Below are 21352 nucleotides of genomic sequence, written 5' to 3' on the forward strand. Positions count from 1 at the left end.
TTGCCGCCCGCCTGCGGCAGGGGAATAACCATGCCGAACCCGTCCTGCCGGAGCCTATCGTGAAGCCATTCATTGCCCTTGCCGCCCTTCTGGTCCTGTCCGCATGCGGAGTCCCGCTGGTCCCCTTTGTCTGATCGGAGCGTTTCATGAAGAAGCTGACCCTTTACGGCCTGGCCCATTGCTCGACCTGCCAGAAGGCGCAGGCCGATCTTGAACAGCATGGCTGGTCCGTCGATTTTCGCGATGTTCAGCAGCAACCGCTGTCGGATGAGGAACGCGCACAGATCGTGCGCGAGTTCGGCGACAAGATCGTCAACCGGGCCAGCCTGACTTGGCGCGGCATGTCCGAGAACGAGCGCGCGGCCGATCCGGCAGCGATGATGGGCGCAAAGCCCAGTGTGATGAAGCGCCCAGCCATCATGGCAGACGATCTGCGCCTGTTGGGATGGACCGCCAACGTCAAGCGCGCCTTGGGCGTCCCCGCCTAGGCCCTAGCGGCTGGCGCCTGCCAGCGAACGCATCAGGGGAACGACGCCGGAAAGGTCATAGCCAGCCTCGGCCGCGGTGTTCAGCACCTCGGCCTCGGACATCTTGCCTGCCTGCCCAAGCGCCCAGAGAACGGTCGAGCGGTTGCCAGACCGGCAGAAGGCGATCGCGGGCTTTGGCCCCTCCAGCGCGGCCGAAAACCCCTGGATCAGGTCCGGCGTGATCTGGCCGGGTCGGAATGGCAGATAATGATACTCCATCCCCGCATCGGCGGCGGCCTTGGCCATCACCTCGTGATCGATGGCCCCGTCTTCCTCGTCCGGGCGGTTGTTGACCAGGGTCTTGAAGCCCGACCGGGCAAGCAAGGCCACGTCCGACAGTTCAATCTGCGGCGAAACCGCGAGGTTCGGGGTAAGCTGACGCAGATCCATTGGGGGCCTTTCAGTGATACAGACACGGATTGGCGCATCCGCGCCTGAAATGTCAAGCAGAGGGGCAGGGGCGTGCAACAGTGTCAGGCGGTGGCGTGCCTCTCGACCAAATCAGGGAGGGATGCGAAGTCGTCGAACTGGGCAAGGTGAGGCAGCTGCTCGATCGGGGTCTGGCGATAGCCGCCCGAATAGATCAGGAACGGCACGGGGACGGCCGCAGCACAGGCGGCATCAAATTCGCTGTCGCCCACATAGATCGCCCGGGGGTCCGCAGGATCTGCCCCGAGGCCGGCCAGGGTGGCCTGCAGCGGCGCCGGATGCGGCTTGCGTTGGGCCACCGAATCCCCGCCGATCACGCAGCCAAAGAGATGCGCAATGTCCAGATGGGCAAGGATTGCCTGCGTCACGGCCAAGGGCTTGTTCGTGCAGATCCCCAGCGGATGCCCGCGATCCGCCAGGACCCCAAGTGCATGGACCACGTTCGGGAACAGGCGCGTCAGTTGCGTCGCGTCCTGATAGCAGATCATGAATGCCGCGACATAGTCGGCCTTGCGATCCTGGGGCAATTGCTGTGCCGCCATGATCTTTTGCCACAAGACATCAACGCCACCACCAATGAAGCTTCTGACTTGATTCAGGGTCAGCAGAGGCGAGTCATGCTGCGTCAGAACGCTATTCACGCAAGCATGGATGTCCGGCGCGCTGTCGATCAGGGTGCCGTCAAGGTCAAAGACAACCGGCCAGGGCGCCATGCAGACATTCATGCCGTTTTCCATTTCATTGAACAACCCGTTGATGAAGCCGGTTTTTGGCGCCATGTCCAGTGCTGGCGATCTGCAGCAATTGGTGCCGTGTCTCGGCTGGGCCTGCTGTCCGTGTGCCAGCGCATCGGCCTGAGGCTCGTCATAAAGACAGGGAAAGGTAAAGCCATGACGCCAATGCGCAGTAACATCTGCCAGACGACAGTTGCAGCCTTCGGCACCCGGCAGCGCAAAATCATCCTGCGACGCACCAACATCGCACACAGGTGGTGAGACTGGCATTGCAGCCTCCTGATGGTGACGCGATGTTGTGAAAGCAGAGGTGGAATGACAACCCGAGGAACAGTCAAACCTGCTACCGTTCCATAATACAGATTATCACTATACGACGTATAGCCGGGTGGATTCACAAACGAAGTGCAAATGCCAAGATAATACAGGTATTTGCATGAGGTTTACGAATGGCTTCCCACTACCAGCACCTGAGCTTTGAAGAACGCCGGAAGATTGCCCAATGGCGTGAAGGCAAGATGCCGGTGCCGGAAATCGCAGATCGGCTCTCGCGCCCAGCCTCGACAATCTATCGGGAGCTGAAGCGCAATACGTTTCTGGACACCGAGCTTCCGCAGTATAGCGGCTACTATGCGGTGACGGCCCAGGACAAGTACGAGCGCCGCCGCGCGGTTCATCGAAAGCTGGTCGCCTACCCGGAGGTGAAGGCAGCGGTCGAGGATGCGCTCAAGGCGGGCTGGTCTCCGGAACAGATCGCCGGCCGGATGCGGCTTGAGCAGCACCGCATCTGCGTCAGCCATGAAACGATCTACCGCTTCGCCTATTCAAAGCTTGGCCTCGCGGAAGCCTTCTATCGTCATCTGCCCGAGCATCGCAGACGTCGCAGGCCGCGAAACCACCGACGACATCAGCGTAGTCACATCCAGGACAGCCAGAGCTTGTGTCACCGGCCCTCGGCCGTTGCCGAGCGTCAGGAGTTCGGCCACTGGGAGTGCGATCTGATGATGTTCCGCAAGGAAAACGGCAAGGTGAATGTCACCTCCCTGGTCGAGCGGGTCAGCCGGTTTACGGTTGTCATGCGCAATGAGGATCGCCACTCCGAGCCGATCATGGAAGCACTGATCGCGGGGCTTGCCCCCTTGCCCGCCGAAGCACGCCAGTCAATCACCTTTGATCGTGGCACCGAGTTCTCGGCATGGCGACGGCTGAAGGACGGGATCGGCGCTGCGAGCTGGTTCTGCGATCCACAGGCGCCGTGGCAAAAAGGAACGGTCGAGAACACGAATGGCAGACTGAGAAAGCACCTGCCCCGCTCGACCGAACCGACGGCTCTGACAAATCGATACTTGAGGTCGATTTGTCAGAGCCTCAATTCCACACCGCGCAAGTGTCTGGGCTACCGAACACCCGCAGAGGTCTTTGAAAGCAACCTGATGGCTCTCAGAAACAGACTGGAGTAGAAGAAAAACAACGATTTGCGCTTCGGCGTGAGTTCACACCGCAAAGTTAAAATGTCTCACCTCTGCAATTCAGGAATGTCACACTCCCCTGGATGAGCATCGTGTCGATCCTTGGGAGCCGAGACATGGGATGGGTGATGATGAGTGAACGGGAACTGAACCGGGTCAAGGTTCTGAGCCAGGTGCTGCAAGGTGGGATGTCAGCCGTGACCGCGGCCGATGTTCTGGACCTGAGCCGCAGACAGGTTCACCGGCTGCTGAAGCGGTTCGGGGCTGACGGCGCGGCGGCGATCCGGCACCAGGCACGTGGACGGGCATCGAACAACCGGATCGACCCGACGATCCGGGAGGCTGCCATGTCGCTCGTTCGGGACCGCTATGCCGACTTTGGCCCGACCTTGGCGGCCGAGAAGCTGGCGGAGTGTCACGGGCTGACAGTGTCGCGCGAGACCTTGCGCAAGTGGATGCAGGATGCGGGTTTGTGGCTGTCGCGCAAGCAGCGCCGAACATTCCACCAGCCGCGCCTGCGCCGGGAGTGCCTTGGCGAGCTGATCCAGATCGACGGCTCGGATCATCGCTGGTTCGAGGATCGCGGGCCGGCCTGCACCTTGCTGGTGTTCATCGATGACGCCACCAGCACCCTGATGCACCTGGAATTCGTCAGCTCCGAGAGCACCTTCAGCTATTTTGGAGCCCTGGAGCGGTATCTGACGCTGCATGGCCGGCCCGTTGCCTTTTACTCCGACAAGCACACAGTGTTCCGGGTGCCAAAGCAAGGTGCCAGGACAGGCTATGGGATGACCCAGTTCGGCCGGGCCTTGAACGAACTGAACATCGAGATCCTGTGCGCCAACTCCTCGCAAGCAAAAGGTCGCGTCGAGCGCGCCAACCGCACCCTGCAGGACCGTCTGGTCAAGGAACTGCGGCTGGCCGGCATCTCCGACATGGAGACTGCCAATGCCTTTCTTCCCGGCTTCATGGCGCGCTACAACGCGCAGTTTGCCAAGGTGCCACGCCGTGCGGACAACCTGCATCGGCCACTGAATGTCGAACCGGATCGGCTGCGTGACATTCTGTGCTATCGCGACGAACGCTATGTCAGCAGCCAGCTGGCCTTTTCCTACGACCGGCTGCGGATCATCCTGGCCGAGAACGAGATCACCCGCGATCTGCCGGGCAAATACGTGGACAGCTATGAGTTCGCGGACGGCCGGCTGGAGTTCCGCTGGAAGGGTGTCTCGCTGCCCTACTCCGTGTTCGACAAGGATCAGCGGGTGACCCATGCGGCCATTACCGAGAACAAGCATCTGAGCGCGGTCCTGGAATACATCAAGGCCGAGCAGGACAAGGCTCCGCCGAAGGTGCACCGGGTCGGCAAGCAACGGACCCGCTACACGCCCACGGGACGCCGCAACAACGGCTGGAACTCCTCGGCAGCCCGCAAGGCAAAGGCGCATGCCGCTCCACCCCTGGAATGACGCTTCCCTGGCCCAGTTGCGGTGATACCCTGTGCTTTGATCGAGCACGCAGGGCAAGAACATGGCAGACAGCGCAGAGCCGGAGATCATCTTCTCGGATCTGACACAGGACGTGCTGATCGATGGCCACCGGTTCTCTGTCGAGATCTACCGGACATCGATCTCCCCTGGCTGGGTGCTGTCGGTCATGAACAGGTTCGGCACCCTGACGATTTCGGATAACCCGCCCTATCTTGTCGATGGTCTTGCCTGGCGGGATTTCGAGAAGCGGGTCGAAACGAAGGGCGTGCGCGCCTTCTACTCGCCAAAGGAACGTCGAAAGCTGCGGCTCTGACCGCATGGCCGGTCAGGGCTGCGATGGCGGATGTCTCCGCCCTGCCCGGCCATGCTTGCCCACCCTCGGTGAGACATTCCTACTTTGCGCAGCCAAGGACATTTCAACTTGGTTGCAACACGACGTATAGCCGGGTGGATTCACAAACGAAGTGCAAATGCCAAGATAATACAGGTATTTGCATGAGGTTTACGAATGGCTTCCCACTACCAGCACCTGAGCTTTGAAGAACGCCGGAAGATTGCCCAATGGCGTGAAGGCAAGATGCCGGTGCCGGAAATCGCAGATCGGCTCTCGCGCCCAGCCTCGACAATCTATCGGGAGCTGAAGCGCAATACGTTTCTGGACACCGAGCTTCCGCAGTATAGCGGCTACTATGCGGTGACGGCCCAGGACAAGTACGAGCGCCGCCGCGCGGTTCATCGAAAGCTGGTCGCCTACCCGGAGGTGAAGGCAGCGGTCGAGGATGCGCTCAAGGCGGGCTGGTCTCCGGAACAGATCGCCGGCCGGATGCGGCTTGAGCAGCACCGCATCTGCGTCAGCCATGAAACGATCTACCGCTTCGCCTATTCAAAGCTTGGCCTCGCGGAAGCCTTCTATCGTCATCTGCCCGAGCATCGCAGACGTCGCAGGCCGCGAAACCACCGACGACATCAGCGTAGTCACATCCAGGACAGCCAGAGCTTGTGTCACCGGCCCTCGGCCGTTGCCGAGCGTCAGGAGTTCGGCCACTGGGAGTGCGATCTGATGATGTTCCGCAAGGAAAACGGCAAGGTGAATGTCACCTCCCTGGTCGAGCGGGTCAGCCGGTTTACGGTTGTCATGCGCAATGAGGATCGCCACTCCGAGCCGATCATGGAAGCACTGATCGCGGGGCTTGCCCCCTTGCCCGCCGAAGCACGCCAGTCAATCACCTTTGATCGTGGCACCGAGTTCTCGGCATGGCGACGGCTGAAGGACGGGATCGGCGCTGCGAGCTGGTTCTGCGATCCACAGGCGCCGTGGCAAAAAGGAACGGTCGAGAACACGAATGGCAGACTGAGAAAGCACCTGCCCCGCTCGACCGAACCGACGGCTCTGACAAATCGATACTTGAGGTCGATTTGTCAGAGCCTCAATTCCACACCGCGCAAGTGTCTGGGCTACCGAACACCCGCAGAGGTCTTTGAAAGCAACCTGATGGCTCTCAGAAACAGACTGGAGTAGAAGAAAAACAACGATTTGCGCTTCGGCGTGAGTTCACACCGCAAAGTTAAAATGTCTCACCTCTGCAATTCAGGAATGTCACACTCCCCTGGATGAGCATCGTGTCGATCCTTGGGAGCCGAGACATGGGATGGGTGATGATGAGTGAACGGGAACTGAACCGGGTCAAGGTTCTGAGCCAGGTGCTGCAAGGTGGGATGTCAGCCGTGACCGCGGCCGATGTTCTGGACCTGAGCCGCAGACAGGTTCACCGGCTGCTGAAGCGGTTCGGGGCTGACGGCGCGGCGGCGATCCGGCACCAGGCACGTGGACGGGCATCGAACAACCGGATCGACCCGACGATCCGGGAGGCTGCCATGTCGCTCGTTCGGGACCGCTATGCCGACTTTGGCCCGACCTTGGCGGCCGAGAAGCTGGCGGAGTGTCACGGGCTGACAGTGTCGCGCGAGACCTTGCGCAAGTGGATGCAGGATGCGGGTTTGTGGCTGTCGCGCAAGCAGCGCCGAACATTCCACCAGCCGCGCCTGCGCCGGGAGTGCCTTGGCGAGCTGATCCAGATCGACGGCTCGGATCATCGCTGGTTCGAGGATCGCGGGCCGGCCTGCACCTTGCTGGTGTTCATCGATGACGCCACCAGCACCCTGATGCACCTGGAATTCGTCAGCTCCGAGAGCACCTTCAGCTATTTTGGAGCCCTGGAGCGGTATCTGACGCTGCATGGCCGGCCCGTTGCCTTTTACTCCGACAAGCACACAGTGTTCCGGGTGCCAAAGCAAGGTGCCAGGACAGGCTATGGGATGACCCAGTTCGGCCGGGCCTTGAACGAACTGAACATCGAGATCCTGTGCGCCAACTCCTCGCAAGCAAAAGGTCGCGTCGAGCGCGCCAACCGCACCCTGCAGGACCGTCTGGTCAAGGAACTGCGGCTGGCCGGCATCTCCGACATGGAGACTGCCAATGCCTTTCTTCCCGGCTTCATGGCGCGCTACAACGCGCAGTTTGCCAAGGTGCCACGCCGTGCGGACAACCTGCATCGGCCACTGAATGTCGAACCGGATCGGCTGCGTGACATTCTGTGCTATCGCGACGAACGCTATGTCAGCAGCCAGCTGGCCTTTTCCTACGACCGGCTGCGGATCATCCTGGCCGAGAACGAGATCACCCGCGATCTGCCGGGCAAATACGTGGACAGCTATGAGTTCGCGGACGGCCGGCTGGAGTTCCGCTGGAAGGGTGTCTCGCTGCCCTACTCCGTGTTCGACAAGGATCAGCGGGTGACCCATGCGGCCATTACCGAGAACAAGCATCTGAGCGCGGTCCTGGAATACATCAAGGCCGAGCAGGACAAGGCTCCGCCGAAGGTGCACCGGGTCGGCAAGCAACGGACCCGCTACACGCCCACGGGACGCCGCAACAACGGCTGGAACTCCTCGGCAGCCCGCAAGGCAAAGGCGCATGCCGCTCCACCCCTGGAATGACGCTTCCCTGGCCCAGTTGCGGTGATACCCTGTGCTTTGATCGAGCACGCAGGGCAAGAACATGGCAGACAGCGCAGAGCCGGAGATCATCTTCTCGGATCTGACACAGGACGTGCTGATCGATGGCCACCGGTTCTCTGTCGAGATCTACCGGACATCGATCTCCCCTGGCTGGGTGCTGTCGGTCATGAACAGGTTCGGCACCCTGACGATTTCGGATAACCCGCCCTATCTTGTCGATGGTCTTGCCTGGCGGGATTTCGAGAAGCGGGTCGAAACGAAGGGCGTGCGCGCCTTCTACTCGCCAAAGGAACGTCGAAAGCTGCGGCTCTGACCGCATGGCCGGTCAGGGCTGCGATGGCGGATGTCTCCGCCCTGCCCGGCCATGCTTGCCCACCCTCGGTGAGACATTCCTACTTTGCGCAGCCAAGGACATTTCAACTTGGTTGCAACACGACGCATCGCTGCTTCCCCACCTCCACGGAACTTTTGGGCCTGCAATTGCTTGTCCAATCAGTAACGTAAACGGGAACCAGAAAGGACAATCATATGCGAGCGATCACAGCAACTTTCTGCGGCGGCCTTCTTATTGCCCTGGCAGCTTGCGGCGACAATGCGACGGAACGTGCAGCAACGGGCGGACTGGGCGGCGCGGTTGTTGCGGGTCCTGCAGGCGCCATTGTGGGTGGAACAGTCGGCGCTGCCACTGCAAACTGAAATGAGCTTCAAGTCACTGTGAACGGCCGCGGAACACGCGGCCGTTTCTTGTTGGCCTTGCGGGCCCTTCCTGCTTCCCCTACATCTGAGAGGCAAAGGCAGAAGGACAGCCCCATGGCCATGGAAGCCCATGAGATTGAAGCCCTTATCCGTGTGGCATTTCCCCATGCTCGGATCACGATCACCGATCTTGCGGGCGACGGAAACCACTATGCGGCCGAAGTGATCGACGAGAGTTTCCGGGGCCAGAACCGTGTCCAGCAGCAGCGTGCCGTCTATGCCGCCCTTCAGGACAAGATGGCCGGCAAGTCGGGTGCGCTTCACGCCTTGGCATTGACCACGAAAGCGCCTGACTGAGGCCCCTGCCCCTTGGCCAGACCATCAGACACAGGATGAAAGACATGACCGAAGTTACTGACAAGATCCAGGAAATTGTGGCCGCCGCCCCCGTGGTCCTGTTCATGAAAGGCACCAAGGAAATGCCGCAATGCGGATTTTCCAGCCGGGTCGCCGGCGTGCTGAACTATATGGGCGTCGATTATCGCGACGTGAACGTCCTTAGTGATGATGACATCCGCCAGGGCATTAAGGATTTTTCGGACTGGCCGACCATTCCGCAGCTCTACGTGAAGGGCGAGTTTGTTGGCGGCTGCGATATCGTGACTGAGATGACGTTGTCGGGCGAACTTGACCAGTTGTTCGACCAGAAAGGCGTCGCTTACGACAAAGAGGCTGCCGACAAGATCCGCGAAGCGAACGCCTGATCTACCAGCCTTGCTGGACAAGAAACGGGCCGCATCTGCGGCCCGCTTCTTTTACAGGATATCGTCGCGATAATCATAGCCGTCGTCATCGTCCTGCTGTTCGCGCAGCTTTGCTGCCAATGTCACCCCGATCGCAAAAGCGCCCAACAACTTGGCCATGCTTGCAGCATTGCTGCTGTTAGCGCGCGACAACGTGTCGGTCGCATCTTCGACCCTTGAGCGCACAGCCTCCATGTTCGACGAACTGAAGCCCACCGCCTGCGCGGCATTGCGTGCCACACCGAAGACGCGGCGTTCGGTATCGTCGGCAAGCTTGGTGGCGCGGTGGCTGGCCTCGTCCATCAACGACGAAACCTTGTTGCCCGCCATGTCCATGACGCGTTCGGCTTCGGCCCGGGCCTTCTCGACTGCGGCATCCGCTGCAAGGGTCACCCTTGCCTCGACCTCGTTCTTCAGGTCCGTCGTGGTCGGCATCTCGTGCTGGGTACGCTTGGACATCCCCAAAAGGATCAGCGCGACCACCACGAACAGGATCGCAATTGCGAGCGAGGCCAAGGCAGGACCCCAGTCAAGGTTATGAGCCAGGAACGACCAGAGGGCCGCGATCAGAAAGCCCGCGGCGACGGCCAGGACAAGCCCGGCCACCGCCTTCATGGCCGACCTACGCGCCGTGTCCTTGAGAGCCAGTTGAAGACGCTGCGCATAGTCGAACATGGGAAACGTCCTCAGCGACGGGCCAGGATCAGGCCGACAAGGAAGCCGATGCCAGCAGCAATACCCAGGGCCTGGGCGGGGTTGCGGCGCACCATCTGCGAGACTTCGTCATAGCGTTCTTCGGCATAATGGGCGACTTCGGTGGCCTTCTGCTGGCCTGTCTGATACAGGCGCTCGGCCTCGGCTTTGGCGCGGCCGGCATATTCGCCGCCGACCTCGCGCGCACGCTCGACATATTCTTGGGCAGTGTCGCGCGCATTCTGCGCCATGTCCGCGCCACGATCCTTGAGGTTGTCCCCGCCGGTGCTCTGGGACGCCTTCCCGGCCGCGTCGCGCAGATCCTCGCCGGTCTTCTTGGCACCGTCGCGCAGGTCGTTCTTGGCCTGCTGGCCAGCAGCCGTCGCGTCTTTCTTCATGTCGTTCAGGGTCGGATTCTGTTCAGCCATCTTTATGTCCTCCGGTGTGATTGTCACCTTCACGGCCTAAACCCCGGCGCAAACGGGCTGGTTCCGCAAAGCGAAAGAATAATGTGACAAGAGTGGCTTAGGAGGATGGTACCGCCTCCCCGGCTTGAACGGGGGACCTCTAGATCCACAATCTAGCGCTCTAACCAACTGAGCTAAGGCGGCACGGATGCGTTCTCTAACGCCGGTTCCTTTCGGTTGCAAGCCCGTCTTGCCGGTAATTTCCATGCAAGATACAGAAAACCTGTCACAGAAGGATCACGGGCATGAGCATTAACAGCCAAAGCGACATTGCGGCCAACCTGCAGATCGGACCGACCGACCGCGGCATGGTCCGGATCTATGTCGAGGCCGAGGGGATTGACCTTCCCCTGGACTTCGATCCCGAGGAAGCGACCGAGATTGCCGAGGAACTGATGGCCGCGGTCGAAGCCGCCCGTCAGATGGGCACCGGCGGCGGCAAGCCTAAAAAGCCGCGGCGCTGAAGGCGTCAGGATCGGTCAAGCCCTGCAGCCGCAGGGCCGAGGCACGGGCAAAATCGCGCATGACCTTGCTGCGCCGGGCGCCCGCCAGCCGGGTTTCCGGCGCCATCCGCTGGATCTCGCCGCCATAGGCATCGGCGCAGATCAGGCCGGTATCAGCGGGCAGAAGCTCGGACGGGAAGTCGCAGTCGACTGCCCAGAAGTAACGATCGCACCATTCGACATAGCCCTGCCACTTCCGGTCCTGCATGAAATCGGCGCGGCAGCTTTTGCATTCGACGATCCAGAACTCGCCCTTCGGACCCAGGCTGATCACATCGACACGCAGGCCCCGGTGGGGCGTGAACTCGGTCAGGACGGCATGGTCCATGCTGCGCAACAGTCGCCCGACGCCGCGGGCAAGGCGCTGGCCCGGCATGGCGGGAAGGGACGGTTCCAGTTGTGTCATGCTGCGCTTATAGAACGAAGAGGCAACATCCCGCAACCTGCTTGAACTGCCCCTGCCCCGCCCCTATCTTGCGCTGTGGCGGGTTTCTGCTCTTCTCGCGAGCGGCCATTTTTCCACTGGCCTATAATCTTTCCGAGGGGGCTGGCTCTGGCGTGACCCTGGTCTCGTTACCCGGCGCCCACCTGGTAATCCAGGCTTTCGGGAAATCTCGTGCTGCCGCGGTTGCTGCGGTTCCCGCCACCTTCAACCGCCCTGCACCGCAGCGGCGGTTTTTCCATGCGAAAAGGGCGGCCTTGCGGGCCGCCCTTCGTTCGGTGATCTGTCGCTTGACTTAGAAGCCGTAGACGACCGACACGCCCAGGGTGTTGTCCGTGCGGATCGGACGGTTTTCCTGGTATTCGGTGGTGTAGCTGACGCGGGTCGCCAGTTGATCCGACATCTGGAAGTTCACGCCGAACTGGTTGGTGATCACGTCGTCCGAGTCTTCCGACGACAGGTAGTCGGTGTCGTTGGTGATGAACACCATGTCGTTGAAGCGGTGGTACAGGCGCGACGACACGATGTAGCCGACGCCGCTGTCCGAGGAGTCCGTGACTTCTTCGCGAACGAAGACGCCGTCGCCATCCGGATCCACCAGGTCAAAGCCCGACTTCTGGGCACCGGTCTGGGTGTAGCGGTAACCGATACCGGCCTGGACGCGCCACGCGGTTTGCTCGGTGTTGATCACGCGGTAGCCCGGGCCCACGCCGATGAAGCCGTCACGGGCGAAGTCGCCCAGCTTTTCGGCAATCTCGCTGTCGGGTTGGCCATCATAGTCCGGATCGCCGTTGGCAAGTCCGTCGATGCTGAAGCGACCCAGAACGAAGGCGTAGAAGCGGTCGTTGAAGTAGTAGGCGCCATCATAGATGGTCGACACTTCTTCCTTGTCCTTGTTGCCCTGCTGGTCTTCGCCGAATTCGATCAGCATCCCGACCGACTGCTGCCAGGGACCTGCGTTGTTGGACACGCGGCCCGCCAGCGAGAAGTCCTGGCTTTCCTCATTGCCGGTGCTGCCGGCATAGGTCAGCGCAACCGAACCGAACAGGCCTTCGCGGCGGTCCGGGTTGCCAAAGCGCGCGGCGTCGTTGTCACGATCGAAGTCGTCCTGGACAGCGTCCTCGACATCGATGATCCGGTCGTTGATGCCCGAAATCCCGGTAGCATCGGCGCCAGCGGCGATCTCGGTCTGGGCGAATGCCGGTGCCGAAAGGGCGGCCATCAGCGCAGCGGAGCCGGTCAGCAGCGTAATTTTCTTCATCTCATCCTCACGAGCTGAGTTTCGTTGTTCTGGACGCTTGAAAGGACGCCAGAGCATCTCTGCGAAAGATGAAGTAATCCCGCATCGCCCGGGTTCATAGGGCCGCGAAAAACGTGAGGAATGCGCGAAAATGTGAGCCAACAATGAACAGGGCGCATTGAGCGAAAACCTGCTGAAATAGGGTCTTGATCTTTTCCTGTGGAACCAAATTCGCCCGGAGGGAAGCAATTGGCGTAATTATGCTATTCGTTAAAAAATGTTAATCTTTCTGCCCTGGACAGGAATCCGAGCGCTGAAACATGTCCGTGATTGCCCAACTGATAGGCAGGTCAGCCCTGTGCCTTTGGAGCCGAAGATGTTGCACATTCGACACGCTTGCCAAGGCAATCTTAGCCTGCGTCAGCATTTGCGTTCTTGAGCGGTGTGCCGTGGTGGCGCGTTCGGACTTCAGCGGACGCGTCGGAACCTCGCGTTTCTTCGCGTTCCCATGCAGTCGTCGCGGCAATCATAGACTGGTTGCAGGTGCAAGACATCTGTCTGAAAGGCCAACAGATGCGGTGGCGCTGACCAGGAAAAACGCCAAGCTCGCGACACCAACATGATGCCGCCGCCACGAATTGATCGCCTTGCGGCAGTAGAAGGCGCAACAGCGCCGCGATCCCATGTCCACTGCCGGGTCCCGTGCCGTCAGAACGCCTCGGGACGAAGCTCCCGCGCCACATGGTCGAGAACGGCGTTCACGAATTTCGGCTCGCGCCCATCCGGGAAGAAGGCTTCGGCCAAGCGGACATATTCGGTGATGACGACCTTCGGCGGCGTCTGCGGGGTCACCAGTTCGGCGCCAGCGGCGCGGAACAGCGCCCGCAGCACCGGGTCGATCCTGTCGATGGGCCATTTCGCGACCAATCCGCGATCCGTGGCCTGGTCGATCCGCGACTGCCAGGTCACCGCCCCGTCGACGACGCGGTTGAACAGCGTCTCGTCGGCAGGAAGCGACTGGCCGTCCTCGTCATCGGCGCCCAGGCGAAACAGCTCGAACTCGCGCGTGACCCGCTCGGCCGACTGGCCCGCGGCCTCCATCTGATACAGGGCCTGAACCGCATAAAGGCGCGCCCCGCTGCTGAGCGCGCGGCGATCGGCGCGCTTGTCGTTCGGCTTGTCGTCGTTGGGGTTCATGGATCAGCCCTTGCAAAGAGACCGGCTGCAATGTCGCGAAAGCCGGCCCGCGTCAAGCCCCGGCAGTCGTGGGCGCGCCCATCGCCTCGGCCAGGCGCGCGACATAGCGGGCCATCGTATCGACTTCCAGATTGACGGAGTCGCCCTGGGCGACGGTTCCCCAGGTGGTGAAATGACGCGTGTGCGGGATCAGGTTGATGCCAAAGCGGTTGCCCGCCACCTCGTTCACCGTCAGCGAGGTGCCGTTCAGCGCGATAGATCCCTTGGGGGCGATGAAGCGCGCAAGCGCGGGCGGGGCCTCGAATGTCAGGCGCAGGCTGTCGCCTTCGTCATGCATCTCGACCACCTGGGCCACGCCATCGACATGGCCGCTGACGATATGGCCGCCCAGTTCGTCCCCCACGCGCAAGGCCCGTTCCAGGTTCAGCCTGCGGCCGACCTGCCAGCCGCCCGTGCCGATATTGGTCTTTGACAGTGTTTCGGCCGAGATATCGACGGCAAACCAGCCCGGCGCCTTGTCCACCACGGTCAGGCAGACGCCGTCGCAGGCGATCGAGGCGCCCATGTCCACGGTCGCCATGTCATAGCCGCAGGCGATCCGGGCGCGCATGTCGCCGCGCAACTCGACCGCTGTGACGGTGCCGATATCGGTGATGATGCCTGTGAACACGCAAAAACCCCTTTTCTTCGGCCCAGACCTAGGCGATAGCGTGGTGCAGCGCAAGCATCGCACGGTGTCATGCCGTCTGTTCCCCCCTTGTAGCAAGTACCCAAAGGAAAACGCCCCGCCGTTAGCAGGATGGTATGGTGCTACAGGATCGGAAGACTTCCACGCTGGCAGACATGCCTGGTCCGGACAAGCGGGTCTTTCTGCTGTTGCAGGGGCCGCATGGACCCTTCTTCGACCGGCTGGGCAAGCTGCTGCGGCGGGCCGGTGCGGAAGTCTGGCGATGCGCGTTCAACGCGGGGGACGAGTTCTTCTGGTCGGATCCGGCGCACCTGCTGCGCCATACCGGCAGCAGCGCCGAGTGGCCCGCCCACCTCGCCCGGAGCGTCGCCGACAAACGGGTGACCGACATCGTCCTTTACGGCGACGTCCGCCCGATCCATGCAGCTGCGCGCCGGGCTTCGCAAGACCGCGGCCTGCGGCTGCACGTCTTCGAGGAAGGCTACCTGCGCCCCTACTGGATCAGCTACGAACGTGGCGGATCGAACGGGCATTCCGCCCTTCTGGACATTTCCCTTGCCGAGATGCAGGCGACACTGCACCAGACCCTGGTCGAGGTCCGCCGCCCCCCTGCCCATTGGGGCGACATGCGCCAGCACAAGGCCTATGGGGCCTTCTATCATTTCCTGGTGCTCGTCGCGAACCGCCGCTATCGCCAGTTTGCCAGCCACCGCGCCCTGCCTATCTTTGACGAATTTCGCCTGAACCTGCGCCGGCTGCTGCTGATGCCAATTCATTCAGCCACCCGCCTTGTCCAGTGGCGCCATTTCCGGTTGTCCGGCGATCCCTACGTGCTTGTGCCCATGCAACTGGAACACGATTCGAACATGCTGGGGCATTCGCCGTTCCGGTCGAACCGCGAGTTTGTCGATCAGGTCGTCGAGGCCTTTGCCCGTTCGGCGCCGCAGCATCACCACCTCGTCTTCAAGGCGCATCCGCTGGAGGATGGGCGTGCAAGGAACCGCCGCTGCATCCGCGAAGCCGCAGCCCGGCACGGCGTGACGGACCGGGTGCATTATTTCCGCGGCGGCAAGCTGGCCGAGATGCTGGCCCATGCCCGGGCGGTCGTCACCGTGAATTCGACCGCGGGGCAACAGGCGCTGTGGCGCGGGCTGCCGGTCAAGGCCCTGGGCCGTGCCGTTTATTGCAAGCCGGGGTTGGTGTCGGACCAGACGCTGGCTGATTTCATGGCTAACCCCTGCCTGCCCGACGCCGCGTCCTATCGCGTCTTTCGCGACTACCTGCTTCAGACAAGCCAGGTTCCCGGCGGGTTCTATTCCCGGCGATCGCGTGCCCATGCGCTGCGCGTGGTAGCCGACCTGATCCTGGCGCCCGAGGATCCCTATCAGGCGCTTGCGGGTGGACGCTTCCAACGTCGCCAGCAGATCGGCGAAGTTCTGGACTGACGGTCAGGAAGGTGTGGCATCCCGCAGCGCCTCGGTCTAGATTGCGCGCACAACCGGACGGCAAGTCCGGGCCAAGGAACAGGAGTTTCGAGAGGTGACAGTGAAGCTTTCCCCCACCCGTCCGGTGGCGGCCCTGGCGATGCGCCTGACCCTGATCGCCGCGATGACGCTGCTGGCGGCCTGCAGCCTGCCGCGATCCGGCCCCAGCAAGAACGAGATCTATTCGGGCGCCGTCGAAAAGGGCGGCAACACCCATGTGATCTATGTGAACGACCACGTCGCGCGCGAGACGAACTTCACGCCGTCCTATGGCTTCTCGAACAGCTTCCTGCGGGCAGGCCAGGTCGGCGCGGACGAGATCCGGGCAGGCGACGTGCTGGGCCTGTCGATCTGGGAAAACGTCGATGACGGCCTGCTGTCTTCGCTGGGGGCCAGTTCGACCGCGCTTCAGGAAATCCAGGTGGACAGCGGCGGCTATATCTTCGTGCCCTATGCGGGCCGGGTCCAGGCCGCGGGCAATACCCCTGACCAGCTGCGCCAGATCATCACGGAACGCCTGGCGACCCAGACACCGGATCCGCAGGTCACCGTGGCCCGCGTCGCGGGCGACGGGGCCACGGTGTCGGTCATGGGCAAGGTCACGGCGCAGGGCGTCTATCCGATCGAACGCCCGACCCGGACGCTGGGGGCGATGCTGGCCCGCGCGGGCGGCGTCTCGATCGAGCCCGAGATTGCCGTGGTCACGGTCAAGCGCGGCAACAGCAATGGCAAGGTCTGGCTGACCGACCTTTACTCGAACGCCAGCAACGACATCGCCCTGCGCCCCGGCGACGTGATCCTGGTCGAGGAGGATCAGCGCAGCTTCACCGCCCTTGGCGCCCTTGGCGGACAGACCCGCGTGCCCCTGGGTAACGAGATGATCAACGCAGTCGAGGCCGTGGCGATGGTCGGCGGTCTCAATTCGAACTTGGCCGATCCGACGGGCGTGTTCATCCTGCGCGACGAACCCGAACAGGTCGCCTCGCGCGTGCTGGGCAAGACGGTGCAGGGATCGCAGCGCATCGCCTATGTTCTGGATCTGACCCGGCCCAACGGGCTGTTCCTGGCCCGCGACTTCCTGATCCGGGACGAGGATACGGTCTATGTGACCGAGGCACCCTATGTTCAGTGGCAGAAGCGGCTGGCCGCGCTGATCGGGCCGATCAACTCTGCGAACTCGCTCCAGAACCTGTCGCAGTGACCGGCTGATGGGGGAAGACCTAAAGGCCGCCGGGGCGCAAATCCGGCGGCTTTTCGCGCTCAACGCGGGCTTCTGGCGCAATCCGCGCCTGCGGCGGATCCTGGAACTGGCGGGATGGGATTTGCGGCTGGGGCTTCCCGGTCCGGGCGACCAGGTTGCCGTCTGGGGCGGCAGCCCGACCGCCTGGCGCGGCCGTTCCGTGGCGGGACAGCGCGGCGCGGGCCTTGTCACGGTCGAGGATGCCTTCCTGCGGTCTGTTCTCCCCGGCCGCGCCAAGGGTCGTGTCGCCCGGCGTGGGCCCGTCGGGCTTCTGATCGATCCGCTGGGGCTGCATTTCGATCCGGCCCGCCCGTCGCTGATCGAAAGCCTTGTCACAAGCGGCGCGACCGCCGGACAGGAAGGCCCGGCACGCCAGGGCATCGCCCGCCTTCGCGCCGTCGACCTGTCGAAATACAACGCCCACCGCCCCGACCTGCCCGCGCCCGATGCGGGCTATGTGCTGGTGATCGACCAGACGCGGGGCGACGCCTCGCTGATGGGGGCCGGACGCAAGCGGTTCCTGACCATGCTGGATGCCGCGCGCCGCGAACATCCGGGCCGACCGATCCTGCTGCGCAGCCACCCGGAAACCAGTCTGGGCCTGCGTCCGGGCCATCTGGACGCACAGGACCTGCGGCCCGGCGACGTCCTTTGCGACGCGGAAATTTCGCCCTGGCGGCTGCTGGACAACGCCCATGCCGTCTATGCCGTCAGTTCACAACTGGGATACGAGGCGATGCTGGCGGGCCACCGCCCCCGGCTGTTCGGCCAGCCCTTCTATGCCGGCTGGGGCCTGTCGGATGACGAGATGCCCCTGCCGGGCGGCCGCCGCGGCCACGCCTCGATCGAGGCGCTGTTTGCCGCCAGCCATCTTCTGGCGCCTGTCTGGTACGATCCCTGCCGCGACCGGCTAACGGATTTCGATGGCGCCCTGAACCAGTTGGAGGCCGAGGTGAAGGCCTTCCGCCAGGACCGCGACGGCCATCTGGCCTATGGGATGCGGCTGTGGAAGCGGCCCGCCATCGCCCGGGCCTTCGGCGACGGCGCCGGAGTGCGCTTCACAGACAAGCCTGCAACAACCGTGACGCTGGCCTGGGCCGGCAAGGCGGACGAGGTTCCAGGTGCGGCGCGAGTCGAGGACGGATTCCTGCGGTCGCGGGGTTTGGGCGCGGCTCTGACGCCGCCCCTTTCCCTGGTGGCAGACGACCTGGGCATCTACTACGACCCTTTGCGCGAAAGCCGGCTTGAAAGGCTGATTGCCGAAGGCCCGCCGCCCGGAGGCGTGGACCGCGCCGAAAGGCTGATGGCAGCGATCCGGTCCGCCGGTTTGTCCAAATACAACCTTGCCGCCGGCAGCTACCGCCCGACCCCGACAGGCCGCAGGCGGATCCTCGTGCCGGGGCAGGTCGAGGATGACGCCTCGATCAGGCTGGGCGCGGGGCGGGAAAGGACGAACCTGGATCTGCTGCGGCGGGTCCGGGCGAAAAATCCGGACGCCCACGTGATCTTCAAGCCCCATCCCGATGTCGAGGCTGGCCTGCGCCCCGGCGCCATCTGCGCGGGCAGGTTCGCGGATGAGGTGGTGACCGCCACCGATCCGGCAACCCTGCTCGGCCATGTCGATGAGGTCTGGACGATCACCTCGACCCTGGGGTTCGAGGCGATGTTGCGCGGCGTCCCCGTGACCACGCTGGGGGCGCCCTTCTGCCGGCTGGGGCCTGACCCGCGACCTGGGGCCGATACCTGCCCGCCGCACCGCGCGTCCCGAACTGGCGGCCCTGGTCCACGCCTGCCTGATCGCCTATCCACGCTATCGCGACCCGGTCAGCGGCCTTCCCTGCCCGGCCGAAGTTGCGGTGGACAGGCTGCGGGACGGGATCAGTCCCCGCCCGCCGGCGCTGCGCCTGTTGGCAAAGGTCCAGGGCAGCCTTGCCGGCCAAAGCTGGATCTGGCGGCGCTGAAACCTAGCGCCGTTTCAAAAAACCGATCAGCCGGGCCGACCGCCGCACCGCGGTCAGCCCCGCCAGCACCGCCACCGTCCACAGCGCCAGCCGCAGCACCCCGCCCCCACCGTCCCACAGCGGTTCCGCCGTCGACAGGACAGCCGCGCCGGTGATGACCGCCATCCGGTGCTGCTTGGCCATCGGCCCGCTGAAATCGGCCGGCGCGCCGCAGGTCACGCCCAGTTCGCGCACATAGGCCGTCAGCACCGCCAAGGCCGCCGCGGCCCAGCCAAGCGCAGGAAGCCCCGCTGCGATTCCGGCACCGGCCAGGATCAGGATGTCCGACACCCGATCCGGAAACTCGTTCCAGAAAGGACCGTCGGGCGCGCCCTTGCCGCCCTCGACCGCGACCATGCCGTCCAACAGGTTGCAAACCAGCCGCAACTGGCAGAACAGAGCGGCCAGCAGCAGCAAGGCCGGCCTGCTCCACGGACCTGCTTGCGGGACCAACACGAAGCACATCCCCGCAACCATTGCCGCGACCATTCCCGCGGCCGAGATCTGGTTGGGCGTCACCCCCGCATCGGCCAGCAGACGCGCGGCGCGATTGGCCCATCGGGTCTGCCTGCTGGCAAGCGGCCTGCGTTTCGACGTGTCGATCATCCCGTGGCCCAGAAATATCGCGTGAGGTGAAAGAAGATCGGCGCCGAGAAGACGACCGAATCCAGCCGGTCGATGAAGCCGCCATGCCCCGCGATGGCGTGGCCCCAGTCCTTGACGCCCCGGTCGCGCTTGATCGCGGACATCACCAGCCCGCCCAGAAAGCCCATGACCGTGATGATCGCACCCATCAGGGCCGTGTGCCCGGGCGAGAAGGGGGTCATCCACCACAGTCCCGCCGCGATCAGCGTGGCCGACAGCGCCCCGCCGACAAACCCTTCGACCGTCTTCGACGGCGACAGCAGAGGGGCAATCTTGTGCCGGCCGATCAGCTTGCCCCAGACATATTGCAGCACGTCGCTGATCTGCACCACAATGACCAGGAACGCGATCAGCAGGACGTTGCGCCCCTCGTATCCCGGAATGCGCAGGTTCAGCAGCGCGGGCACGTGGGACGCACAATAGACGCAGATCATCAGCGCCCATTGCATCTCGGCGATGCGCACCAGGAAGTTGCGCACCTCGCCCCGCAGGGCCGAGACGATGGGCAGCAGCAGGAAGACATAGACCGGGATGAAGACCGCGAAGATGCCGTATTGCTGGTGCCAGATCAGCGCATACTGGACCGGCAGCACGACGAAGAACGCCCCTACAAGTGTCCAGTGATCCGCCCGGGTGGCGTTCGTCAGCGTCATGAACTCGCGCAGCGCGGCGAACGAGCAGATGGCGAACAGCACCAGAACGCCGGTCTTGCCGCCCAGGAAGGCCAGGCCAAGCGCCAACACCATCACCCACCAGGCGCGGATCCGGTCGTTCAGGTTCTCGATCGCCTCGTTCCGGCCATCCGGCGACAGCTTGCGGCCCAGCACCCAGCCGATGGCCGAGGCGACGACCAGCACGCCGCCGACGCCGGCCAGCACCACCAGAAGATCGGATTGCACGCTCATGCGGCAGCCTCGCGGTTGGGACGCAGCGCCAGCAGCGCGTCGCGGGCACGGGTCAGGAAGGCGTCCTTGCCCTCGGCCGGATCAAGCCGCATCGGGGCGCCAAAGATCACCTTGCACATCAGCGGCACGGGGATAAAGGCGCCCTTGGGCAGCACGCGGTTCAGGTTGTCGATCCAGACCGGCACCAGGTCCACCTCGGGACAGGCGCGGGCCAGATGGTAAAGCCCGCTGCGGAAGGGCAGCAGGTCCGCGTCGGTCAGGTTGCGGGTTCCTTCCGGGAACAGGATCAGCGATGAACCCTGCCGCAGCGCCTGCGCCATCTGGCCTACGGGGTCGCTGGCCGCGTCCGTCCGCGTCCGGTCGATCAGCACGGCATTGAAGACATCGCGCCCGATGAAGCGGCGCAAGCCCGAACCCCAGTAGTCAGCGCCTGCCACGGGGCGGGTCCGACGCCGCAGCGGATCGGCCAGCACGGTCCAGACAAGGATGAAGTCTCCGTGGCTGACGTGATTGGCAAAATAGATGCGCTGGCGCATGTCCCCCGGATCGGCGCCGCGCCAGACAGCCTGCACCGCCGTGACAAGCCGGGCGAACAGCGCGATGGCGCGGCCGGACAGGATGGCAAGGTTCTGGCGGATCACGACATACCCGACTTCGGTCTGGACGCACGCTATCGCCGGAA

The 21352-nt window shown here is 63.3% G+C and carries 23 protein-coding genes, 1 tRNA gene and 1 pseudogene; 13 read left to right on the plus strand and 12 right to left on the minus strand.

What is annotated here, in order from left to right; all coding sequences use genetic code 11:
* Window positions 1-146: 146 nt before the first annotated feature.
* Window positions 147-488 carry an arsenate reductase family protein gene (locus tag FIU66_RS06920; RefSeq protein ID WP_201281055.1) on the plus strand — a complete coding sequence of 114 codons (342 nt, stop codon included), beginning with the start codon at window positions 147-149 and terminating at the stop codon, window positions 486-488.
* Between the two features lie 3 nt (window positions 489-491).
* Here the strand turns inward: FIU66_RS06920 and FIU66_RS06925 are convergent, their stop codons facing one another.
* Window positions 492-917 carry a TIGR01244 family sulfur transferase gene (locus tag FIU66_RS06925; RefSeq protein WP_167622017.1) on the minus strand — a complete coding sequence of 142 codons (426 nt, stop codon included), beginning with the start codon at window positions 915-917 and terminating at the stop codon, window positions 492-494.
* An 83-nt stretch (window positions 918-1000) separates the two neighbouring features.
* Window positions 1001-1942, minus strand: a complete 942-nt coding sequence (gene gph, locus FIU66_RS06930) for a phosphoglycolate phosphatase (RefSeq protein WP_240544630.1) — start codon at window positions 1940-1942, stop codon at window positions 1001-1003.
* A 197-nt stretch (window positions 1943-2139) separates the two neighbouring features.
* Here gph and FIU66_RS06935 point away from each other — a divergent pair, with 197 nt between their 5' ends.
* The 8 genes from FIU66_RS06935 to grxD all read left to right on the plus strand — a co-directional run bounded on the left by FIU66_RS06935 (window position 2140) and on the right by grxD (window position 9127).
* Complete coding sequence (locus FIU66_RS06935; protein ID WP_167622018.1) at window positions 2140-3150, plus strand: IS30 family transposase; 1011 nt, start codon at window positions 2140-2142, stop codon at window positions 3148-3150.
* A gap of 125 nt (window positions 3151-3275) precedes the next feature.
* Window positions 3276-4628 carry an ISNCY family transposase gene (locus FIU66_RS06940; RefSeq protein WP_167623423.1) on the plus strand — a complete coding sequence of 451 codons (1353 nt, stop codon included), beginning with the start codon at window positions 3276-3278 and terminating at the stop codon, window positions 4626-4628.
* A gap of 61 nt (window positions 4629-4689) precedes the next feature.
* On the plus strand, window positions 4690-4962 hold the full coding sequence (locus FIU66_RS06945; RefSeq protein ID WP_167622019.1) for a hypothetical protein: 273 nt from the start codon (window positions 4690-4692) through the stop codon (window positions 4960-4962).
* 195 nt (window positions 4963-5157) lie between these two features.
* Entirely contained in the window at window positions 5158-6168 is a 1011-nt protein-coding gene (locus FIU66_RS06950) for an IS30 family transposase (RefSeq protein ID WP_167622018.1), read from the plus strand.
* A gap of 125 nt (window positions 6169-6293) precedes the next feature.
* On the plus strand, window positions 6294-7646 hold the full coding sequence (locus FIU66_RS06955; protein WP_167623423.1) for an ISNCY family transposase: 1353 nt from the start codon (window positions 6294-6296) through the stop codon (window positions 7644-7646).
* 61 nt (window positions 7647-7707) lie between these two features.
* Window positions 7708-7980, plus strand: coding sequence for a hypothetical protein (locus FIU66_RS06960; protein ID WP_167622019.1), 273 nt, complete (start codon window positions 7708-7710; stop codon window positions 7978-7980).
* 497 nt (window positions 7981-8477) lie between these two features.
* A complete protein-coding gene (locus FIU66_RS06965; protein WP_167622020.1) occupies window positions 8478-8720 on the plus strand; it encodes a BolA/IbaG family iron-sulfur metabolism protein in 243 nt (80 codons plus the stop codon).
* Between the two features lie 44 nt (window positions 8721-8764).
* Window positions 8765-9127 carry a Grx4 family monothiol glutaredoxin gene (gene grxD, locus FIU66_RS06970; RefSeq protein ID WP_167622021.1) on the plus strand — a complete coding sequence of 121 codons (363 nt, stop codon included), beginning with the start codon at window positions 8765-8767 and terminating at the stop codon, window positions 9125-9127.
* A gap of 51 nt (window positions 9128-9178) precedes the next feature.
* On the opposite strand, the gene FIU66_RS06975 is transcribed toward grxD, so the two are convergent.
* From FIU66_RS06975 to FIU66_RS06985, 3 genes are all read right to left on the minus strand, one after another.
* Complete coding sequence (locus tag FIU66_RS06975) at window positions 9179-9841, minus strand: phage holin family protein (protein ID WP_167622022.1); 663 nt, start codon at window positions 9839-9841, stop codon at window positions 9179-9181.
* Between the two features lie 11 nt (window positions 9842-9852).
* Window positions 9853-10287 carry a YqjD family protein gene (locus tag FIU66_RS06980; RefSeq protein WP_167622023.1) on the minus strand — a complete coding sequence of 145 codons (435 nt, stop codon included), beginning with the start codon at window positions 10285-10287 and terminating at the stop codon, window positions 9853-9855.
* A gap of 106 nt (window positions 10288-10393) precedes the next feature.
* Window positions 10394-10470, minus strand: a tRNA-His gene (locus FIU66_RS06985).
* 101 nt (window positions 10471-10571) lie between these two features.
* Between FIU66_RS06985 and FIU66_RS06990 the strand changes: the two genes are divergently transcribed.
* Entirely contained in the window at window positions 10572-10790 is a 219-nt protein-coding gene (locus FIU66_RS06990; protein ID WP_167622024.1) for a DUF6324 family protein, read from the plus strand.
* Here FIU66_RS06990 and FIU66_RS06995 read toward each other — a convergent pair.
* The 4 genes from FIU66_RS06995 to FIU66_RS07010 all read right to left on the minus strand — a co-directional run bounded on the left by FIU66_RS06995 (window position 10771) and on the right by FIU66_RS07010 (window position 14378).
* Complete coding sequence (locus tag FIU66_RS06995; protein WP_167622025.1) at window positions 10771-11235, minus strand: MmcB family DNA repair protein; 465 nt, start codon at window positions 11233-11235, stop codon at window positions 10771-10773. The two genes, FIU66_RS06990 and FIU66_RS06995, sit on opposite strands and share 20 nt — an antisense overlap.
* A 331-nt stretch (window positions 11236-11566) precedes the next feature.
* The gene (locus tag FIU66_RS07000; RefSeq protein ID WP_167622026.1) at window positions 11567-12532 is read right to left on the minus strand and encodes a YdiY family protein; all 966 of its coding nucleotides are present in this window, start codon (window positions 12530-12532) and stop codon (window positions 11567-11569) included.
* 687 nt (window positions 12533-13219) lie between these two features.
* Window positions 13220-13708 carry a transcription antitermination factor NusB gene (gene nusB / locus FIU66_RS07005; RefSeq protein WP_167622027.1) on the minus strand — a complete coding sequence of 163 codons (489 nt, stop codon included), beginning with the start codon at window positions 13706-13708 and terminating at the stop codon, window positions 13220-13222.
* A 52-nt stretch (window positions 13709-13760) separates the two neighbouring features.
* Window positions 13761-14378: a riboflavin synthase gene (locus tag FIU66_RS07010; protein ID WP_167622028.1), complete on the minus strand. Its 618-nt coding sequence runs from the start codon at window positions 14376-14378 to the stop codon at window positions 13761-13763.
* A gap of 173 nt (window positions 14379-14551) precedes the next feature.
* On the opposite strand from FIU66_RS07010, the gene FIU66_RS07015 reads away from it, so the two are divergent.
* From FIU66_RS07015 to FIU66_RS07025, 3 genes and pseudogenes are all read left to right on the plus strand, one after another.
* Window positions 14552-15841, plus strand: a complete 1290-nt coding sequence (locus FIU66_RS07015; protein WP_167622029.1) for a capsule biosynthesis protein — start codon at window positions 14552-14554, stop codon at window positions 15839-15841.
* A gap of 163 nt (window positions 15842-16004) precedes the next feature.
* Window positions 16005-17081 (plus strand): polysaccharide biosynthesis/export family protein, encoded by a 1077-nt coding sequence (locus FIU66_RS07020; protein ID WP_167623424.1) that lies wholly within the window; start codon window positions 16005-16007, stop codon window positions 17079-17081.
* 7 nt (window positions 17082-17088) lie between these two features.
* Window positions 17089-19081 (plus strand): annotated as a pseudogene (locus FIU66_RS07025) (capsular polysaccharide biosynthesis protein).
* Between the two features lie 3 nt (window positions 19082-19084).
* On the opposite strand, the gene FIU66_RS07030 reads toward FIU66_RS07025, so the two are convergent.
* Genes FIU66_RS07030 through FIU66_RS07040 form a run of 3 tightly spaced genes read right to left on the minus strand, consistent with a single transcriptional unit; the run spans window position 19085 to window position 21308 of the window.
* A complete protein-coding gene (locus FIU66_RS07030) occupies window positions 19085-19726 on the minus strand; it encodes a CDP-alcohol phosphatidyltransferase family protein (RefSeq protein WP_167622030.1) in 642 nt (213 codons plus the stop codon).
* Window positions 19723-20670, minus strand: coding sequence for a phosphatidate cytidylyltransferase (locus FIU66_RS07035; RefSeq protein ID WP_167622031.1), 948 nt, complete (start codon window positions 20668-20670; stop codon window positions 19723-19725). Before FIU66_RS07035 ends, FIU66_RS07030 begins: the two co-directional genes overlap by 4 nt.
* Window positions 20667-21308, minus strand: coding sequence for a lysophospholipid acyltransferase family protein (locus FIU66_RS07040; RefSeq protein WP_370528957.1), 642 nt, complete (start codon window positions 21306-21308; stop codon window positions 20667-20669). Before FIU66_RS07040 ends, FIU66_RS07035 begins: the two co-directional genes overlap by 4 nt.
* Window positions 21309-21352 lie beyond the last annotated feature (44 nt).

Source organism: Paracoccus sp. AK26, from assembly GCF_011801365.1.
GTDB classification, from domain to species: Bacteria; Pseudomonadota; Alphaproteobacteria; order Rhodobacterales; family Rhodobacteraceae; genus Paracoccus; species Paracoccus aerius.

Bases quoted from the DNA above. Each gene is read 5' to 3' on its own strand.
- FIU66_RS06965 (WP_167622020.1), top strand. From the start codon at position 8,478: ATGGCCATGGAAGCCCATGAGATTGAAGCCCTTATCCGTGTGGCATTT.
- FIU66_RS06945 (WP_167622019.1), top strand. From the start codon at position 4,690: ATGGCAGACAGCGCAGAGCCGGAGATCATCTTCTCGGATCTGACACAG.
- FIU66_RS07000 (WP_167622026.1), bottom strand. From the start codon at position 12,532: ATGAAGAAAATTACGCTGCTGACCGGCTCCGCTGCGCTGATGGCCGCC.
- FIU66_RS06925 (WP_167622017.1), bottom strand. From the start codon at position 917: ATGGATCTGCGTCAGCTTACCCCGAACCTCGCGGTTTCGCCGCAGATT.
- FIU66_RS07030 (WP_167622030.1), bottom strand. From the start codon at position 19,726: ATGATCGACACGTCGAAACGCAGGCCGCTTGCCAGCAGGCAGACCCGA.
- FIU66_RS07015 (WP_167622029.1), top strand. From the start codon at position 14,552: ATGCCTGGTCCGGACAAGCGGGTCTTTCTGCTGTTGCAGGGGCCGCAT.
- FIU66_RS06935 (WP_167622018.1), top strand. From the start codon at position 2,140: ATGGCTTCCCACTACCAGCACCTGAGCTTTGAAGAACGCCGGAAGATT.
- FIU66_RS06990 (WP_167622024.1), top strand. From the start codon at position 10,572: ATGAGCATTAACAGCCAAAGCGACATTGCGGCCAACCTGCAGATCGGA.
- grxD (WP_167622021.1), top strand. From the start codon at position 8,765: ATGACCGAAGTTACTGACAAGATCCAGGAAATTGTGGCCGCCGCCCCC.
- FIU66_RS06980 (WP_167622023.1), bottom strand. From the start codon at position 10,287: ATGGCTGAACAGAATCCGACCCTGAACGACATGAAGAAAGACGCGACG.
- FIU66_RS06995 (WP_167622025.1), bottom strand. From the start codon at position 11,235: ATGACACAACTGGAACCGTCCCTTCCCGCCATGCCGGGCCAGCGCCTT.
- FIU66_RS06950 (WP_167622018.1), top strand. From the start codon at position 5,158: ATGGCTTCCCACTACCAGCACCTGAGCTTTGAAGAACGCCGGAAGATT.
- FIU66_RS06975 (WP_167622022.1), bottom strand. From the start codon at position 9,841: ATGTTCGACTATGCGCAGCGTCTTCAACTGGCTCTCAAGGACACGGCG.
- FIU66_RS06940 (WP_167623423.1), top strand. From the start codon at position 3,276: ATGGGATGGGTGATGATGAGTGAACGGGAACTGAACCGGGTCAAGGTT.
- nusB (WP_167622027.1), bottom strand. From the start codon at position 13,708: ATGAACCCCAACGACGACAAGCCGAACGACAAGCGCGCCGATCGCCGC.
- FIU66_RS06955 (WP_167623423.1), top strand. From the start codon at position 6,294: ATGGGATGGGTGATGATGAGTGAACGGGAACTGAACCGGGTCAAGGTT.
- FIU66_RS07020 (WP_167623424.1), top strand. From the start codon at position 16,005: ATGACGCTGCTGGCGGCCTGCAGCCTGCCGCGATCCGGCCCCAGCAAG.
- FIU66_RS07035 (WP_167622031.1), bottom strand. From the start codon at position 20,670: ATGAGCGTGCAATCCGATCTTCTGGTGGTGCTGGCCGGCGTCGGCGGC.
- FIU66_RS06960 (WP_167622019.1), top strand. From the start codon at position 7,708: ATGGCAGACAGCGCAGAGCCGGAGATCATCTTCTCGGATCTGACACAG.
- FIU66_RS06920 (WP_201281055.1), top strand. From the start codon at position 147: ATGAAGAAGCTGACCCTTTACGGCCTGGCCCATTGCTCGACCTGCCAG.